Genomic DNA, 15,699 nt, shown 5'->3' on the forward strand with positions numbered 1-15,699 from the left:
CATCCGGCTCTTAGGTCCAACGCGGGCAATACGGAGTGTTGCCGGGTCGGTGGTTCTTTACGTTTTCAGTGGCGCCCTGTTGGCGATCATGTTCCCGTGGGCAAGCTATACATATGTCCCAGGGCTGTTCTCGTGGTTTGCGGTCCATCCCGGGGTCGCCGCTACGTTTGCCGCCACCGCGTCGATCTTCCTGTTCGCAGAGGTGCTTTTTGCGGGAAGACCTCCCGGCGGATACGCGCTTCGCTGGTTGTCCATTGCCGCTTTGGCTGCAGTGGTGATTGCCAGCCACGAGCGGGCGGCGGTCTTCGCCTTGGTGATCGGCATGCTCGCGGTCTGGGGCCGGAAGCACTGGCGTCCGTTCGTGACGGTCGCAGTGCTCTGCGGGACGTTAATTGCTATTGCTGTCGGTACTCGGGCCGTCGGTTCGCAGTATGGTGTGCAGCGGGCTTCGTCGGATAGTGGGAATCCGGTCGCGGTCTATCTCCTGCGCGGCCAAACCGGTGAAGAGTTCCTGGGCTTGACGGGCCGCGCGGACTTGTGGGCGTATGTCGGGTCCCTCGTTCGCGCCCAGCCGCTCCTGGGGTATGGATTCGTGGCATCACGGAGCATTCTGTTGGAGCGGTTTCCATGGGCAGGGAATGCCCATAACGCGCTGTTCGAAGCTCTGCTCAACCTTGGTGTCGTTGGCACGGTTCTGCTGGGATGGGTCGCGGCCCGTGTCACCATGTCGGGTCTGACGAAGCCCGTGTCCTCGATCCCTGCCGAGGCAGTGACTGAAGGCGCGATCCTTGGTACCTTTGCGTTTCTTATCGTAGGGAACCTGAGCGCCGAGGGCTTCGCGGGAACGCCATCCTACGTCGTGTTTCTGTTTTTCATAGTCTCGATGGCACATGGACAGCTTGGCTTCGGCCGGAACTCCTCAACCACACTGCGCGGGGGCTCGGGCGGACCGGGGGGCTCGCTGGATGGCTTGGGGTGACGCATGCCGTCCGGAATGATCGTGGCTGTCCTGGGTTCGGACGGCTCTGGAAAGACCACGCTCATCAAGCGTCTGCAGACCGAGCTCGCGGAAGTCTTCCCGCGCGCCGTCGTCTTTCATCTGAGGCCGTATTTGCTGGAACGCAATGGCGCCGGCGGCCCCGTGACAAACCCGCACGGCGCCCGTCCGCATTCCCTCTGGCTTTCGTGTCTCAAGGTTCCCTACTATGTGCTGGTGTACGCTCTCGGATACCTCTTCAAGGTCCGACCGGCGCTCAGGCGATCGGCCGTCGTTCTCTTTGACCGCTATTATGACGATCTGCTCGTGGATCCCCGCCGATACCGGTATGGCGGTCCGATCGGGCTCGCCCGATTCGGGAGCCGTTTTGTTCGCCGGCCCGATCTGGTCTTGATCCTGGATGCGCCCGAATCGGAGTTACGCAAGCGCAAGCAAGAAGTATCACTCGACGAGTTGCACCGTCAGCGGAACGCGTACCGGAAATTGGCCTCGGAACTCCCCACCGCGGCTCTGCTGAACAGTTCGTTGCCCGCCGCAGACGTCGCCCGGGCCGCCCGCGCTCTCATCTTACGATACGTCCGGGAAGCCGGAGAGCGCGTTGGGGCCTCGGACCATGCTGGGGTGCCTAGGACGCCGGTGCGCGCCGAACCTCGTCCTGCACCGCCGCCGGCGGCAGGGCACCCGATCAAGGCACGGATGCTTGCGCACAATACGCTCCTGAATCTCGCCGGCCAATTGATCCCGCTCATTCTCGGAGTGATCGCCATTCCGTTCATCGTCAGAGGCCTGGGTGTGGAACGGTTTGGGTTACTCTCTCTTGCGTGGGTCATTCTCGGATACTTCACCATCTTCGACTTGGGACTCGGCCGGGCAACCACCAAGTATGTCGCCGAGGCCCTCGGAAAGGATGAGCGCGATCAGATTCCGGGACTCATCTGGACCGCTGCAGCAGCGCAGGGGGCACTTGGGGTTCTGGGCGCCCTGATCCTCGTCGGCGTAACCCCTTTCGTCGTCGCACATGTGTTGCATGTCCCTCCCGTCCTCGTCGGAGAAGCGAAGGCCGTGTTCTACTTGTTGGGTGTTGCCATTCCGGTGGTGATGGTATCCAGTTCGTTTTCGGGCTGCCTCGAGGCGGCTCAGCGTTTCGACTTCGCGAACATCGTGCGAATCCCGTCGAGCGCGGGTACGTTCCTCGTGCCTTTGATCGGTTTGGCGTTGGGCTTGAAGCTCCCCGGCATCGTGGCGCTGATCCTGGCCCTCAGGCTGCTGGCGCTCTTGGCCTTTGGGCTATTCGCCCTTCGCGCGGTCCCCGAGCTACGGACCTTTGCTGCTGACTTCGGGATCTTTCCTAGGTTGTTCGCATACGGTGGGTGGATCACAGCGGCCAACATCCTCGGCCCGATGCTGCAGTATGTCGATCGCTTTGCGGTGGCGTCGCTCATCTCCCTTGGAGCCGTGGCCTACTATACCGCTCCTTTTGACATGGTCACCCGTCTCGGGATCATTCCGGGGAGTTTGGTGATGACGCTGTTCCCGGCATTCAGCACGCTTGGCGCCTCACGGAAAGACGACGTGCAACGGCTCTATGTCCGGTCCATGAAGTACTTGCTGCTCGTTACCGGACCCACCGTCCTGCTCCTCTTGGGACTCGCCGGCGTCATCATTGCGGCGTGGTTAGGCCCGGACTTTGCTGCCCAAAGCACGCAGGTATTTCGAATCCTACTGCTCGGCGCTCTCGTCGGTGCGGTGGCCCCGATCTCGGCCAGTCTCCTCCAAGGCCTAGGGCGGCCGGATATCATTCCCAAACTCTATCTCGTCGAGCTCCCGCTCAACACAGCGCTGGTATTGCTCTTGGTTCATAGGATGGGGCTCGTCGGCGCGGCACTGTCGTTTGCGTTGCGCACCTTGGTTGATGCCTCATTGCTCTTTGCCATATCGTGGAGACTCGTGGGCTTGTCTCACAATGCCTTTCGAGATACGGGGTTCTGGCGTTGCCTCGGCGTCCTTCTGGGGCTTGGGATGCTCTTGTGGACCGTATCCTTCACAAAAGCATCTCTCTGGGAGTTTGGTGTTGTTGCGGCATTCTCGCTCTTCTTATTCGCCATTGGCACGTGGCGCTACGTACTGGACGGCATAGATCGAAACGTCGTTGCCGCAGTGGTGATGCGGTTCTCCAGCCCCCGTCAGGGGCTGTGAGGGATTGATATGTTACGGGACCGCATCCTCAAGAGTGCGTACCGGCTGAGTGGGCGTCTCTCGGCTACTTCGCTCGGTGATCTCAACGCCTTCCGTATATTGAGGCGGCGGGCCAGGAGCTCCGTCTTAAGGTTGCTGAGCCGCGATAACGTCATGCTGGCTCAGGTGGATGGTCACGAGCTGTATATCCATGCCAGTCGGGTGTCAGTGGCCCTTTACCTCCTCCGGCCCTATGAGCCGTTTACGGCACAGCTTTTTAAAGACGTCATCAGACCGGGTGCAACGGTTCTTGATATCGGCGCTCAGTACGGGTACTTTTCCTTGGTCGCGGCCAGGCAGGTCGGTCCAAAGGGCAGGGTATACGCGTTTGAGCCCGTACCGGCGAATTTTGAGCTTCTCCAACGAAACATTCGGAAGAGCGGCTATGGCGATATCATTCGCGCGGTGCCAAAAGCCGTTGGGGAACAGCATGGCGCGCGGACGATATTCCTCTACGAAGAGTCCGGACTTCATGGTATGCATAGGCATCCCCACGCTGCCGTGCGACAAACGATCTCGGTTGAGTGCGTGACGATTGACGAGTTCCTCAACGGGCAGCCGGTTGATGTGATTAAGATGGATATTGAGGGAGCCGAGCCCTACGCGCTGAAAGGGATGGAGCACACGATTGCAAAGAACGGCGGCTTGGTGTTATTCGCGGAACTGGCGCCCGTTCTTCTTCTGCAAGCCGGTCGAACACCTGATGAATACCTCGAACAACTCCGAGGTCTTGGCTTTGAGATGCAGCTTATCGATGATGATGCACAGTGCTTAAGAAGCGCGTCTTCCTGGAAAGATGGTCCGTCATGGACCGCAAACCTGTACTGCGAGCGAAAGGGTCACGGGTCATGAGAGTGTGTTTTGTCTCCCACACGTCGGGATGGGGAGGCGCCGAAAGGGCGCTTGTCGAGTTGATTGAGGCGTTGAAGAAGCGAGGTGTCGACTGCTATGTGCTGCTGCCGCGGGGCGGGGACCTCGTTCGCGAGTTGAGGGAACGTCACATACCGTTTCGGATGCTCCCCTACCGGATGTGGGTGGGGAGAAACTCACCTCTCTGGAAGCGTGTGGGTCGGGCGATGCTGACCCTGGCGACGGTGGTCCCTGTTGCGAAAGCGATGATGCGGTGGCGATGCGACATCGTCGTCACGAATACCTTTACCGTGTGCGTCGGTGCGCTGGCGGCGAAACTCGTCCGCCGCCCACACGTCTGGTATGTTCATGATTTCATATATGAACATCATGGTTTCACCTTTGACCTCGGCTCAAGATTTTCGTTCTGGTTGATGAGGCGTTCGTTGTACTGGGTATTCAATTCCCACGCCGTCGCCGCGAAGTTTCGGGAATATCTTGGACCGTCGGACCTCCGGGTTGTGTATCAGTCGGTCGGATTCGCGCCTGAGCCGCGTCTTGGGGACGGTGCTATCCGGCTACGAGACGGCACACGGATGCGGTGCGTCATCGTTGGCGTGTTGCACGAGGCAAAGGGTCAGCAGGAGGCGATCCGGGCGATTGCGGACCTCGCGCGGACGGGAGTGCCCGTGGAACTCCTTGTGATTGGACGGGGCGATCCCAAGTATCTGAGTGTTCTTCTGGGTCTGGTCGCTGAGAATCAGTTGCACCGCCACGTTGAGTTTGTGGGATACGTGGAGAATCCTATCCCATTTATGGAGAGTGCCGACGCCGTCCTGATGTGCTCGAGATTTGAGGGCTTCGGAAGAGTCACGGTGGAGGCGATGCGGGCGGGGAAGCCGGTGATCGGGGCCCGGAGTGGGGGAACGGTCGAGTTGATTCGTGATGGTTTCAATGGTCTTCTCTATACTCCCGGCAGCCACACGGAATTGGCCGAAAGAATCAGGTATCTGTATGAGCAGCCGAGTCTCGCGGCAAGAATGGGACAAAATGGCCGGCGCTGGGCATCTGTGCAGTTTACTGAAAAGCGCTATGCGGAGGGTGTCCTGGATGTTCTGAATGCCTGCCTCGCAAGGAGCGGGCGCCGCGGAAATGCCGGGAGATCGCTATCGATGGCGTCGAAGCAGGCCGTCCAGGGAAGCGAAGCCCGGGCCGAGCAGCACTAACGCCAGGGCCATCCAAAAGGACAGCCACTCAAGCGCCCACCCTCCCACATGCGTAAAAGGTGCTTTTGTCGCGAGGGTTTCCACGAGGATCGCAAGTGCTAAGAACAATCCCGAGAACCGAGTCATCAGGCCGACCACGAGTAGGATTCCGGCGCAGAATTCTGCGATCTCGATTCCCGGCCCCAGCACGGCGGGGCCGGGGAGGCGGAGTTCCTGCCATATGGACATGACCGCGGCGGGATTGGAGACTCTGGACCATCCGTGGATTACCGTAAGAGTCCCCAACCCGATCCGCAGGAACAACGGCGCCAATCCCAGGGTATGGATGCGGTTGCTCGTAGACAACAATGACCTCTCCGGCGGGACCGCCTGGCTCAGTCACACTGAACTTCGTTGCTGAATCGGGAGATCCTAGTCTGGGATCGCTCCTTGAAAAAGATCCCGTATGCACCCCAGGAGGTGTAGGCATGTGCCGCTCTGCCGAGGCCGAGAGTGATCGAATCTACGGCCTCCCCGAGGCCCCTACATTTGGGTCCCGTGAGATCGGCCGGCAGGTCAGACGAAGGCTCGCTCCGTTGCTGCCGCAAAAACTTCGTCGTTTCATCCGCCTTCTCAAACGAGCCGAATTCTACACGCCTTTGGTCGATGTCGCCGAGGTCGAACGGGATCGCGCTCGTGTGTTTGACCGCGCACGGCAGGTGTTGGGGATCGATCTGAACGACGCTGGTCAGCGTGCGTTGTTCGACGAACTCGTGCCCCTCTATTCAAAGGTGCCCTTTCCCGACCTGAAACACTCGGGCATGCGATACTATTTCCTGAATCCCAGCTTCCCCTGTCCGGATGCGATCATGCTCTACTCGATCATGAGGCGCTTCCGCCCCCACCGGATCGTCGAATTCGGGTGCGGGTTCTCTTCTTGCGTGATGCTGGACACGATTGAGCGGTTCCTGAACGGCACCGTGCATTGCACGTTCGTTGATCCATACCCCGCGCTGCTCCGTTCCTTGGTCAGGCCGGGAGATCTTGAATATCACTCGTTGGTCCCCCGCAGGGCTCAGGATACGCCATTGTCGATGATCGAAGGGCTCAAGGAGAACGACATCCTGTTTATCGATTCGACGCACGTGGTGAAGACGGGCAGCGACGTGCACCATTTGCTGTTCGAGGCGATCCCTCGGCTCAAGCCCGGGGTTCTCGTCCACTTCCATGACATGTTTTGGCCATTCGAATATCCGGAGAACTGGATCTTCGAGCAGTGTTTTTCTTGGAATGAACTGTACGCCGTCCGGGCGTTCCTTCACTACAATACGGAGTTCGAGATCCTGTTTTTTACGAACTGGTTCCAAGAGCAGCATGAACACCTCTTGCGCCTCAACATGCCGCTCTGCCTCAGAGGTGGCGGCGGCAGCCTGTGGTTGCGCCGGCGTGCCCGCAGCACGGCAGTCGGCGGCGTGTAGGGGCACAGTGTGGCGCCGGCACCATCACGGGTCCCGCGAGTGCTCCCGCCCTTGCCGCGTCTTCGAACCATCCAACGATCGGGTATGCTGCCCCTGTTCGCCATGGTCGCCGTGGCCGTCATTTCGCGATCTCCCCTGTCGGCCGGGGCCAGCTTCAACGCCACACCCCTCCAAACGAACGGGATGCATCGCGTCATTCACGTCGATGTTCAGGATGGATCCGCATCCGATCGAAATCCGGGCACGGCGTCCGCCCCGCTACAGACAATCGGGCGGGCCCTTCAAATCGCCTTCGCCCAGAATGCAAACGCTCTGCCGGTCACCATATTCATTCATCCGGGTACCTATCGCGAGACTCTCTCGATTGCGGCAGGGGGGGCAGACGTCGCTCTCACGCTCCAGGCGACCGAGAACGGAAAGGCGGTGGTCTCAGGATCAGACGTCTGGAAAGGGTGGAGGCCGTGGGGAGACCGGGGCATCTTCGTGCATCCTTGGCTCTTTTCGTGGGGGTTGGCCCCCGTCCCGGGGGGATGGCCGAAGATTCACGATGTCCTTCGGCGGCGCGAGATGGTTTTTGTCAACGGGCTGCTGCTCAGCCAGGTGTTGGGACCGGAGAACTTGGCCCCGGGAGCGTTCTATGTCGATGATCGGGCGCACCTCATCTACATCTGGCCACGAGAGGCCGTCGATCCCGGGACGGCAATGATCGAAGTTGCCGTTCGGGACCCCGTGGTCCTCGTATCCGGTCGCACGAACCTCACGATTCGGGGGCTTGTCTTTCAGCATGCGGCGACCGCTCCTGACGCCTCTGCTGTGACGGTCAACAATTCGACAAACGTGCTCATCGAGGATTCCACGTTCCAATGGAACAACTGGGGCGGGCTCGCCATAAACACGTCGGTAAACGCGACCGTGAAGCGCAGTGTCGGCAACCACAATGGCGCACGAGGGATGTCCACGTGGAAGGACAAGAACGTGCTGTTCGAAGATAATGAGACCTCCTTCAACAATTGGCGCGGATCCTGGGGGGATTTTTACAGCTGGGCAACCGCTGGGATCAAGAACATGTTCGTCCACAAGGGGGTGTTCCGCCGCCACCGATCCATCGGAAATCACACGTGGGGATTCTGGCTCGACACCGACAATCAAGATGTGACCGTGGAAGACGGCGTCTGGTGCAACAACAACGCCGGAGCGTTTGTCGAGGCGAGCCAAGGACCGATCACGCTTAGCGGATCCGTCATCTGCTTGAACAACTCCACCTCCTTAGGAACGAGCATCTCGCAAAACGTCACGCTGCGGAACAACATCATCTACAACACCGCACCGTACCCGCTGCTCGAGATCAACGACCTTTCCTCGGGCGTTGTGCGGGACTGGGAAACCGGCCAGACGATGACGCTGCGGACACAGCGGTGGACGCTCTGCGGGAATGTCTTCATCAGCGCGGGACGGTCTGAGCACCTTTTCTCCGTCCCGGACTGGAATTTCTTCTTGAGCACGCTGCGGTCGGCCCGTAACGACTACTGGAATCCGTATACGCGCGGCGCCTTTTGGCTCAGAGGATCCCCGGGGTCGGGGCAGACGTTCGACCTCCCAGGCTGGCAGAGGCTGGTGGGGCAGGATGCCGACTCAATTTTTGCCGACCCGCGATTGACCGACCCGACCAGGGGCGACTTCCAGCCGCTGCCGGACAGTCCGTGGCACAGATGCTAGACCGCTTCGAGCCTGTGGGGTCCGATCCCGATCGCGCCGCTCCACCGGCGCGCGGAATGTGCGTGCTGACGATTCACCGCGTGGTCGAGGAATGCGAGCGCGACCACGATATCACGTGGGCGTCATTCCGGGGCTTGCTCGACGCGATTGCCGCGTCCGGCGCGCCGACGGAGACGGAGTTGCTTCGCAGCCCTCTTACCGAAACGGCGACGGTTGCGCTGACCTTTGACGACGGCACAAGCGACCACGCCGGCGTGGCGCAGGAGCTCGCCCGAAGGGAAATGCGCGGGATTTTCTTTATCCCCGCAGGGAAGGTGGGCACACGGGGCAGGCTCGGCACCCAGCAACTCCAGGAGATTCATGCCCTAGGCAACACTGTGGGGTCTCACGGATGTGACGACGTGCTTCTGGATGAGACGCTTTCGCCTTGGGAGATTACCCATGAAATGCGTGACTCGAAACAGCAATTGGAAGATGCTCTGGGGGCACCGGTTCGGTACTTCGCCCCACCGGGAGGACGGATGGGGGGACTCTCCGCCGGCGCATTCCTGCGGCACGGATACGAAGCATCGCGGTCGATGGCGTGGGGGATTTATCGATCCGTGGAAGAGCGCTGGACGATCCCCAGCATTCCGGTCACGGAGTTCACACTGGCTCGCGGATGGGTTGAGCATGCCGTGCGGGCGCATACCCTCCCCCTCGCCATGCGGTGCATGTGGATCCTTAAGGACTTGTTGCCCGAGGCGGTGCGGCTCCCGGTACGCAAGATGCTCCATCAACCGTTCAAGCTCACTCGATAACGGGGGGGTCCATTTCCGATGAGACTCGGCATCTTCGGAACGGGGTACGTTGGTTTGGTCACATCCGTATGCTTTGCCGAGTTGGGCCACTCGGTGGTGGCTATGGACAAGGACTCCGACGTGGTCACGAGGCTTTCCGACGGCGCGTTAACCATCTACGAGCCGGGATTGCAGGAATTGCTGAGGTCAAACCTTCGGGCCGAGCGGCTCTCGTTTACGACCGATGCCGGCGAGGCCCTGGATTCTGCTGAGGTGGTGTTCCTATGCGTCGGGACTCCCTCGCGATCCGATGGGAGGGCAGATCTCTCCCAGGTTGAGCAGGTGGTCCGCGGCATCGCTCCCTTGGTCGATGGCTACAAGCTCATCGTTGAAAAGAGTACCGTACCGGTCAACACGGCGTATTGCATCGACCGGGCGATCCGTCAGTTGGGCGTGGAGGCCGAGTGCGAGGTGGCAAGCAATCCCGAGTTCCTGCGCGAAGGCTCAGCGGTCCACGACTTTCTCCACCCTGACAGAATAGTCATAGGAGCCGACTCCGAGCGCGCTCGTGGGCTGCTGCTCGAGCTCTACCAGCACGACTTTGGGTGCCCGATCTTGGTGACCAGCGTCAAGATGGCCGAGCTCATCAAACACACCGCGAACGCGTTTCTCGCCACAAAAATCTCGTTTATCAACATGGTGGCGGATCTGTGCGAGAAGGTCGGCGGCGATGTCGATACCATCGCCAGAGGCATAGGTCTTGACCATCGCATTGGGACCCACTTTTTGCGGGCAGGGCTGGGATTCGGCGGGTCGTGCTTCGGCAAGGATCTCAAAGCCTTTGTCAGGATCGCCGACGAGGCGGGAGTCGACTTCGCGCTGTTGCGAGAAGTGGAGAAGATCAACACATCCCGTGTGGATGCCCTGCTCAAAAAGCTTGACCAGGCCTTGTGGGTGCTGCGCGACAAAACGGTGGGCGTGCTGGGAGTGGCGTTCAAGGACAACACCGACGATATCCGAGAGGCGCCAAGCCTGCGGATCATCCCGCGGTTGCTGGAGAGCGGTGTTACGCTTCGCATCTATGATCCCCAGGCGGCGGGGAAGCTTGCCACGCTCTATCCGGCGGATGAGCAGCTGACCTATGTTGAATCCGCATATGAGGCCAGCCGGGGGGCTCATGCACTCCTCGTGTTGACAGAGTGGGAGGAGTTCCAATCGCTGGACTTCGCCTGCGTCCGCTCGTTAATGCGCACGCCCGTGATCGTCGATGGCCGAAATCTCTTCGAAGCCGGACGGATGCGGAAGCACGGGTTTGAGTACTATAGCCTCGGCCGCGGTGACGCGATCCTCGAGCGGGCCACTGGGTGAACGTTAGAACTTCAATGTCTTGTGCGCCTGTTCCACGTACTCATTTGTGAACGCGGCTGAGGGATTGACGCGGCTCGGATTCGCGACCACTTGCTTGTCGAACGCCGACAGCACCTTCGCGATCGTCTGAAGACCCGCAAGCGGCACCCGGCCGTCCAGGGAGAACATCTCGAGGTTCTCCTTGAGGGACGCCACGTATAACGCTTTATCCGACTGGTAGAACTGCTCGGGCATTTTGTCCGCGATCTCCTCGGCGGTGTGGGTCTTGATCCAATGGAGGGCCTTGACCGAGGCCGTCGCCAGCGCCTGCACCGTCTTCGGGTTCCGCTCCATGAACGCGGGGGTCGTGTACAGTCCGCCGGCCGGATAGGGGCCGCCAAACACCCGTATCGTGCCGAGCGTGGTCCGCGTGTCGGCCAGGATCTGCACGTCCCCGCTCTTCGCCAGGATCGTGATCGTCGGATCGACGTTGACGAGCGCGTCCACCACCCCGCGCCGCGCGGCCGCAACCGCCGTAGCCGCCGTGCCGATCCCGATGTACGATGCGTCATCTGGTGAGATCCCGCTCTTCGCGAGCATGTACTGGGCGAAGAAGTTGGTGCTGCTCCCGGGCGCGGTGACCCCGATCTTCGCGCCCCGGAGATCCCCAGCGGTCTTGATGCCCTTCGCCTGCCCCGCCTTGGTCACCGCGAGCACGAGCCCGGGGTAGCGATCGTAGAGCACGAACATCTTGATGCTCTTCCCCTGGGCCTGCATCTCGATTGTATGGTCGATGAACCCGCAGACCACGCTGGCGCTTCCCCCCAAGATCGCCTCGAGGGCCTTGGCCCCGCCGGCGACATCCACGATGTCGACGTCGACGCCCCCTTCCTTAATGTAGCCTAACTGTTGCGCCAGCGTGAGCGGCAGGTAAATATACAGCGGCTGCCCGCCCACGGCCAGCGTGAGCTTCGGGGTCTCGACCTGGGCGCTTCCGCTCCCCGCTAAAACCGCGAGCAGCGCACCTATGATGACGCCGATCGCGAGGGTCCTCCGCATTCCACACCTCCAGGCCTGACGCGCCGGCGCGGCAGGGCTCACTCGGGATAGATACGGGCGCGGCCCGGAGCCCTCCTTCCGTCGGCCACCATCACCCCCGCTCCATGTGTGCGGCCGGGGGCTTCCACGCGAGAAGCCGGCGCTCCACCCCGGTGACCAACAGGTCCACGGCGAGGGTGAAGGCCGCCAGCACGGTCATGCCCGCGAACACCCCGGTCGTGTCGAACGTGCCCTCGGCCTGGGCGATCACGTACCCGAGGCCGCGGGCCGAGCCGAGGTACTCGCCGACTACGGCGCCGACAAGCGCCAGGCCCACGCTGGTATGGAGGCTGCTGAGGATCCAGACCATCGCGGAGGGCAGCAGGACGTGCCGGACGAGGTCCCGCTCGGTCGCGCCCAGCATCCGCGTGTTATTGAGGAGGTTCCGGTCCACCTCGCGGATGCCCTGGTACGTGTTGAAGAACACGATGAAGAACACCAGGGTGACTCCAAACGCGACTTTGGACAGGATGCCCAGCCCGAACCAGAGGGTGAAGATCGGGGCGAGGACGACGCGCGGCAGGGCGTTGCCGATTTTCAGGTATGGCTCGAAGATGCCCGACAGCGTGGGGATCCGGGCGAATGCGAACCCGAAGACCACGCCCAGCCCCGCGCCGATGACGAACGCCAGAACGGTTTCGAGCGCCGTGGTCCAGAGGTGCCGGTAGATCGACCCCTTGAGGAACCACTCCGCGACCCGCGACCCGATCGCCGACGGGCGGCTGAAGAAGAACGGGTCGACCCACCCCCGCTGCGTGCTGATCTGCCACGCCATGACCAGCACAAGCAAGACCCCCAGCTGATGGGGGAGGAGACGGTACCGGCCCGGCATCACACGTCCGTCTCCACGGCCGCCGCGTGCTTCTGCGCCGCGTATGCCCGCAGCACCTCTCCTCGGAGCTGCCCCCAGATCGTCTGGTACACTTGGCGGAACCCCGGATGCAGTCGCACCTCGGTGACGTCACGCGGCCGCGGGAGCGTCACCGGATGCGACCCGATCACACGCGTTCCGGGGCCCGCTGCGAGGACAAGCACCCGGTCGCTCAGGGCGATCGCCTCTTCCAGATCGTGGGTGACGAACAAGATCGTCTTCCGGTCGTCCTGCCAGAGTGCGAGGAGGTCGTTCTCCATTAGTTCGCGCGTCTGGATGTCGAGCGCGCTGAACGGCTCGTCCATCAGGAGGATCGCCGGACCGACGATGAGGCTCTGCGCGAGGGCGACCCGCTTGCGCATCCCGCCGGAGAGCTGATGCGGGAACCGGTTCTCGAACCCGGCGAGCCCCACGCGCGCCAGCCATCGCCGCGACTCATCGTGGGCGCGGCCGCGCGGCCACCGGTGAAGGAGCGGCCCCAGCATGACGTTGTCGAGCGCCGTCTTCCACGGCAGCAGGACGTCCTGCTGGAACAAGTAGGCGGCGTGGCGGTTGAGCCCCTCGAGGTGGGCGTTGAATGTGAGGACCCGTCCGCGCGTGGGACGGAGCAGGCCGGCGGCGAGGCTGAGGATCGTGGACTTCCCGCAGCCGGTCGGCCCGACGATCGCGAGGAACTCTCCGCGCGCCACGCTAAACGTGACGCGCTCGAGCGCCGGATACATCGTCCCTCCCGGGACCGCGAAGCCCCGGCTGACGTCGTCGAATATGAGCGCCGGGGAGGCTTGGTTGGTGGGGGTCACGACAGAGCGGCCGGGCTCAGGGTGATAGGTGTCGAGATATTGGGGCCGGCGGGACGCTGATCGGTCCCGCCGGCCCCGGGGAAGGCGTTGCGCTCGCTACTTCCAGGTCGCGTAGATCGCGGCCCACTTCTCGTTGGGCGTCACGGTCACGCCTTCGAGGTGGCTGCTCGTGACCATGTAGAAATCCTGGCTCCACAGCCAGATCCACGGCGCGTCGTTCCAAATCACCTGCTGGGCCTCCTTGTAAATTGCCTTGCGCTTCTCCGGGTCCACTGTGGTCTGGCCCTGGATCAACAGGTCATCCACTTTCGAGTTCTTATAAAACGTGGACTCCAGGCCCGTCGGCGGCCATTGTTTGGAGTAGAACTGCCCAAAGAGCGCGCCGTCCGCGTCGAGATACTGCGTTGCCCAACCCAAGATGAAGATCTGCAGCGGGGTCCGGTCGAGGGGCGTGAGGAGCGTCCTGACGTAGGTCGGCCAGTCGCTCGTGCTCAGCGTCGCCTTGATCCCCACGTTGGCCAGCTGTGCCGCGATCCCCTGCGCGACCTGGTAGTCCTGGATGTATCGGCCGGTCGGCGTATGGAACGTAACCGCGAAGCCGTTGGGGAAGCCCGCCTCGGCGAGAAGCTGCTTGGCCTTGACCGGGTTGAACGGCCACCCGCCGGACTGGATCTTCGTATAGCCGAACAGGAACGGCGTCGTCGGCGACTCCAGGATCGTACCAAGGCCGAAGACGATGCTCTGGATGAGCGCTTTCTTGTTGACGGCGTAGTTGAGCGCTTGGCGAACTTTGATTTCCTTGAGCGGTCCGTACTGGTTGTTCAGCCCCACGAAGACGTTCCGGTCACTCGGGCCCTGCACGACCTTGAGGCTGGCGTCTTTCCGAAGCGCGGGCACATCCGGCGCGGGTGGCTCGAACGCCATCTGAACGTCCCCCGCCCGCAGCATCGTCTCGCGCGTGCCTGCGTTGGCCACGACCCGGAACTCCACCTCATCGAACGTGGGTTTCCGTCCCCAATAGTTCGAGTTTTTCACTAAGGTGATATGGTCGCCGTGGACCCACTCCTTGAACCGGTACGGGCCGGTGCCGGCGTCCACGGGCCCGAGGGGAATCTTGTCGTTCCCGATCTTCTTGACGGCGGCGGGCGACAAAATATGGCCGGGTCCCGCGGCCATGCGCCCCAGCAGGGTGGGGCTCGGCTGCTTCAAGTGGAGCGTGATCGTGTAGGGATCAGGCAGCTCGATCTTGCTCAGGTCGATATCCGTGAAGTAATAACGATTAGGGTTCCGCACGTTCGGGTCGAGCCATCGCTCGATGTTGAACTTGACCGCCTCGGCGTTGAAATCGGTGCCGTCATGGAACTTCACGCCTTGCCGGAGTTTGAACGTGTAGGTGAGCCCGTCCTTGCTCACCGTCCACGAGGTGGCCAGCATCGGCACGAGCTTCGTGTACTGCGGCTGGCCGGGCTGGATCCCCGAACGTTCGTCATCTGGCCAAACCAGCGAGTCGAACATGTAGTCGACCATGTTGGCGACGGTGGTGGTCGTCTGCCCCTCGGGGTCGAGCGTATCGGCGTCGATTCCGACGGCTATCTTGATCGAGGTCAGCGCTGCGGCCTGACCGCCTTGTGGGGTGCCGATCAAGGTGAACCCGACGACACAGGCCAGGGCCAAGATCACCGCCGGTGCGAGCTGCCTCCGCTTCATTGTCGCGCCCCCTCTTCCCGCCTCGAGCGCCCCCCGCCCCCTCACGCGTCGATCATCGGGCGCCAGGCATGTGTAGACTGCCCTGTTGTACGCGTCTCGGCGACGAAACTCCTCTCCCCAATCACAGAGGGGCCGTCCCGACCTGTCTATTGTATGCACTCTGGCCACGGGGATCCGAGTCGAGCCTAGCCAGCCTGCGTCGTGGGAAGTAGAATAATGGATGGCCTGCGCGGAGGGGTGCGAGAGCTCGGCTGAATCGGGCGGTCTCGAAAACCGCTATGGCTGCAAGGCCATCGGGGGTTCAAATCCCTCCCCCTCCGCCACTTACCGTTGCTCGGCCACTTATTATGCTACCAAGAGAAAATCTGCAAATGATCATTCGGGTCCGCCCCTGCCAGATGCTCCACAATGTACGGATCATCCGGCGTTTGCCAACTAATCAGCGGGCCCGCAATCTGTTGGGAGGTGCAGAGTGCCACATTGAGCGCACGCCAGTCCCTGGCCGGCGACCTTGAGAACACATATACGGAACGGTCGTTACTACAGGCCAGCTTCTCGACCAGCAGCGATCCCCTCGACACCTGCCAACTCGTGAGCGCACTCGCGATTGTTTGACC

The 15,699-nt window shown here is 61.8% G+C and carries 14 protein-coding genes and 1 tRNA gene; 9 read left to right on the top strand and 6 right to left on the bottom strand.

Annotation, left to right across the window (positions count from 1 at the left end; translation table 11 throughout):
- From VFP86_03685 to VFP86_03700, 4 genes are all read left to right on the top strand, one after another.
- Window positions 1-979 (top strand): O-antigen ligase family protein (locus tag VFP86_03685; GenBank protein ID HET8998728.1); only part of this gene is annotated, 979 nt, incomplete at its 5' end.
- 3 nt (window positions 980-982) lie between these two features.
- Window positions 983-3,193, top strand: a complete 2,211-nt coding sequence (locus tag VFP86_03690; GenBank protein ID HET8998729.1) for an oligosaccharide flippase family protein — start codon at window positions 983-985, stop codon at window positions 3,191-3,193.
- Between the two features lie 132 nt (window positions 3,194-3,325).
- Window positions 3,326-4,084: an FkbM family methyltransferase gene (locus tag VFP86_03695; GenBank protein ID HET8998730.1), complete on the top strand. Its 759-nt coding sequence runs from the start codon at window positions 3,326-3,328 to the stop codon at window positions 4,082-4,084.
- Window positions 4,081-5,307, top strand: a complete 1,227-nt coding sequence (locus VFP86_03700; protein HET8998731.1) for a glycosyltransferase family 4 protein — start codon at window positions 4,081-4,083, stop codon at window positions 5,305-5,307. Before VFP86_03695 ends, VFP86_03700 begins: the two co-directional genes overlap by 4 nt.
- On the opposite strand, the gene VFP86_03705 is transcribed toward VFP86_03700, so the two are convergent.
- Window positions 5,248-5,652 (bottom strand): DoxX family protein, encoded by a 405-nt coding sequence (locus tag VFP86_03705; GenBank protein HET8998732.1) that lies wholly within the window; start codon window positions 5,650-5,652, stop codon window positions 5,248-5,250. The genes VFP86_03700 and VFP86_03705 overlap by 60 nt on opposite strands.
- 122 nt (window positions 5,653-5,774) lie before the next feature.
- On the opposite strand from VFP86_03705, the gene VFP86_03710 reads away from it, so the two are divergent.
- From VFP86_03710 to VFP86_03725, 4 genes are all read left to right on the top strand, one after another.
- Entirely contained in the window at window positions 5,775-6,764 is a 990-nt protein-coding gene (locus VFP86_03710) for a class I SAM-dependent methyltransferase (protein HET8998733.1), read from the top strand.
- 84 nt (window positions 6,765-6,848) lie between these two features.
- Window positions 6,849-8,480 carry a right-handed parallel beta-helix repeat-containing protein gene (locus VFP86_03715; GenBank protein ID HET8998734.1) on the top strand — a complete coding sequence of 544 codons (1,632 nt, stop codon included), beginning with the start codon at window positions 6,849-6,851 and terminating at the stop codon, window positions 8,478-8,480.
- 62 nt (window positions 8,481-8,542) lie between these two features.
- A complete protein-coding gene (locus VFP86_03720) occupies window positions 8,543-9,280 on the top strand; it encodes a polysaccharide deacetylase family protein (protein ID HET8998735.1) in 738 nt (245 codons plus the stop codon).
- A gap of 18 nt (window positions 9,281-9,298) precedes the next feature.
- On the top strand, window positions 9,299-10,627 hold the full coding sequence (locus tag VFP86_03725; GenBank protein HET8998736.1) for a UDP-glucose/GDP-mannose dehydrogenase family protein: 1,329 nt from the start codon (window positions 9,299-9,301) through the stop codon (window positions 10,625-10,627).
- Between the two features lie 3 nt (window positions 10,628-10,630).
- Here VFP86_03725 and VFP86_03730 read toward each other — a convergent pair whose 3' ends face one another.
- The 4 genes from VFP86_03730 to VFP86_03745 form a co-directional block, all read right to left on the bottom strand.
- Window positions 10,631-11,665, bottom strand: a complete 1,035-nt coding sequence (locus tag VFP86_03730) for an ABC transporter substrate-binding protein (GenBank protein ID HET8998737.1) — start codon at window positions 11,663-11,665, stop codon at window positions 10,631-10,633.
- A 91-nt stretch (window positions 11,666-11,756) separates the two neighbouring features.
- Complete coding sequence (locus VFP86_03735) at window positions 11,757-12,536, bottom strand: ABC transporter permease (GenBank protein HET8998738.1); 780 nt, start codon at window positions 12,534-12,536, stop codon at window positions 11,757-11,759.
- Entirely contained in the window at window positions 12,536-13,297 is a 762-nt protein-coding gene (locus VFP86_03740) for an ABC transporter ATP-binding protein (protein ID HET8998739.1), read from the bottom strand. Before VFP86_03740 ends, VFP86_03735 begins: the two co-directional genes overlap by 1 nt.
- 174 nt (window positions 13,298-13,471) lie before the next feature.
- Entirely contained in the window at window positions 13,472-15,082 is a 1,611-nt protein-coding gene (locus VFP86_03745) for an ABC transporter substrate-binding protein (protein HET8998740.1), read from the bottom strand.
- A 231-nt stretch (window positions 15,083-15,313) separates the two neighbouring features.
- Between VFP86_03745 and VFP86_03750 the strand changes: the two genes are divergently transcribed.
- Window positions 15,314-15,405 (top strand) — tRNA-Ser (locus VFP86_03750).
- A 27-nt stretch (window positions 15,406-15,432) separates the two neighbouring features.
- Here VFP86_03750 and VFP86_03755 read toward each other — a convergent pair.
- The coding region (locus tag VFP86_03755) for a hypothetical protein (protein HET8998741.1) at window positions 15,433-15,699 on the bottom strand (267 nt) is incomplete at its 5' end.

The sequence above is a fragment of the bacterium genome, from assembly GCA_035703895.1.
Classification (GTDB): Bacteria; Sysuimicrobiota; Sysuimicrobiia; order Sysuimicrobiales; family Segetimicrobiaceae; genus Segetimicrobium.

What these genes read in the sequence shown, in the direction of transcription:
- VFP86_03690 (HET8998729.1), top strand. Translation starts at nt 983, where the DNA reads ATGCCGTCCGGAATGATCGTGGCTGTCCTGGGTTCGGACGGCTCTGGA.
- VFP86_03700 (HET8998731.1), top strand. Translation starts at nt 4,081, where the DNA reads ATGAGAGTGTGTTTTGTCTCCCACACGTCGGGATGGGGAGGCGCCGAA.
- VFP86_03710 (HET8998733.1), top strand. Translation starts at nt 5,775, where the DNA reads ATGTGCCGCTCTGCCGAGGCCGAGAGTGATCGAATCTACGGCCTCCCC.
- VFP86_03715 (HET8998734.1), top strand. Translation starts at nt 6,849, where the DNA reads ATGCTGCCCCTGTTCGCCATGGTCGCCGTGGCCGTCATTTCGCGATCT.
- VFP86_03725 (HET8998736.1), top strand. Translation starts at nt 9,299, where the DNA reads ATGAGACTCGGCATCTTCGGAACGGGGTACGTTGGTTTGGTCACATCC.
- VFP86_03730 (HET8998737.1), bottom strand. Translation starts at nt 11,665, where the DNA reads ATGCGGAGGACCCTCGCGATCGGCGTCATCATAGGTGCGCTGCTCGCG.
- VFP86_03735 (HET8998738.1), bottom strand. Translation starts at nt 12,536, where the DNA reads ATGCCGGGCCGGTACCGTCTCCTCCCCCATCAGCTGGGGGTCTTGCTT.
- VFP86_03740 (HET8998739.1), bottom strand. Translation starts at nt 13,297, where the DNA reads ATGTATCCGGCGCTCGAGCGCGTCACGTTTAGCGTGGCGCGCGGAGAG.
- VFP86_03745 (HET8998740.1), bottom strand. Translation starts at nt 15,082, where the DNA reads ATGAAGCGGAGGCAGCTCGCACCGGCGGTGATCTTGGCCCTGGCCTGT.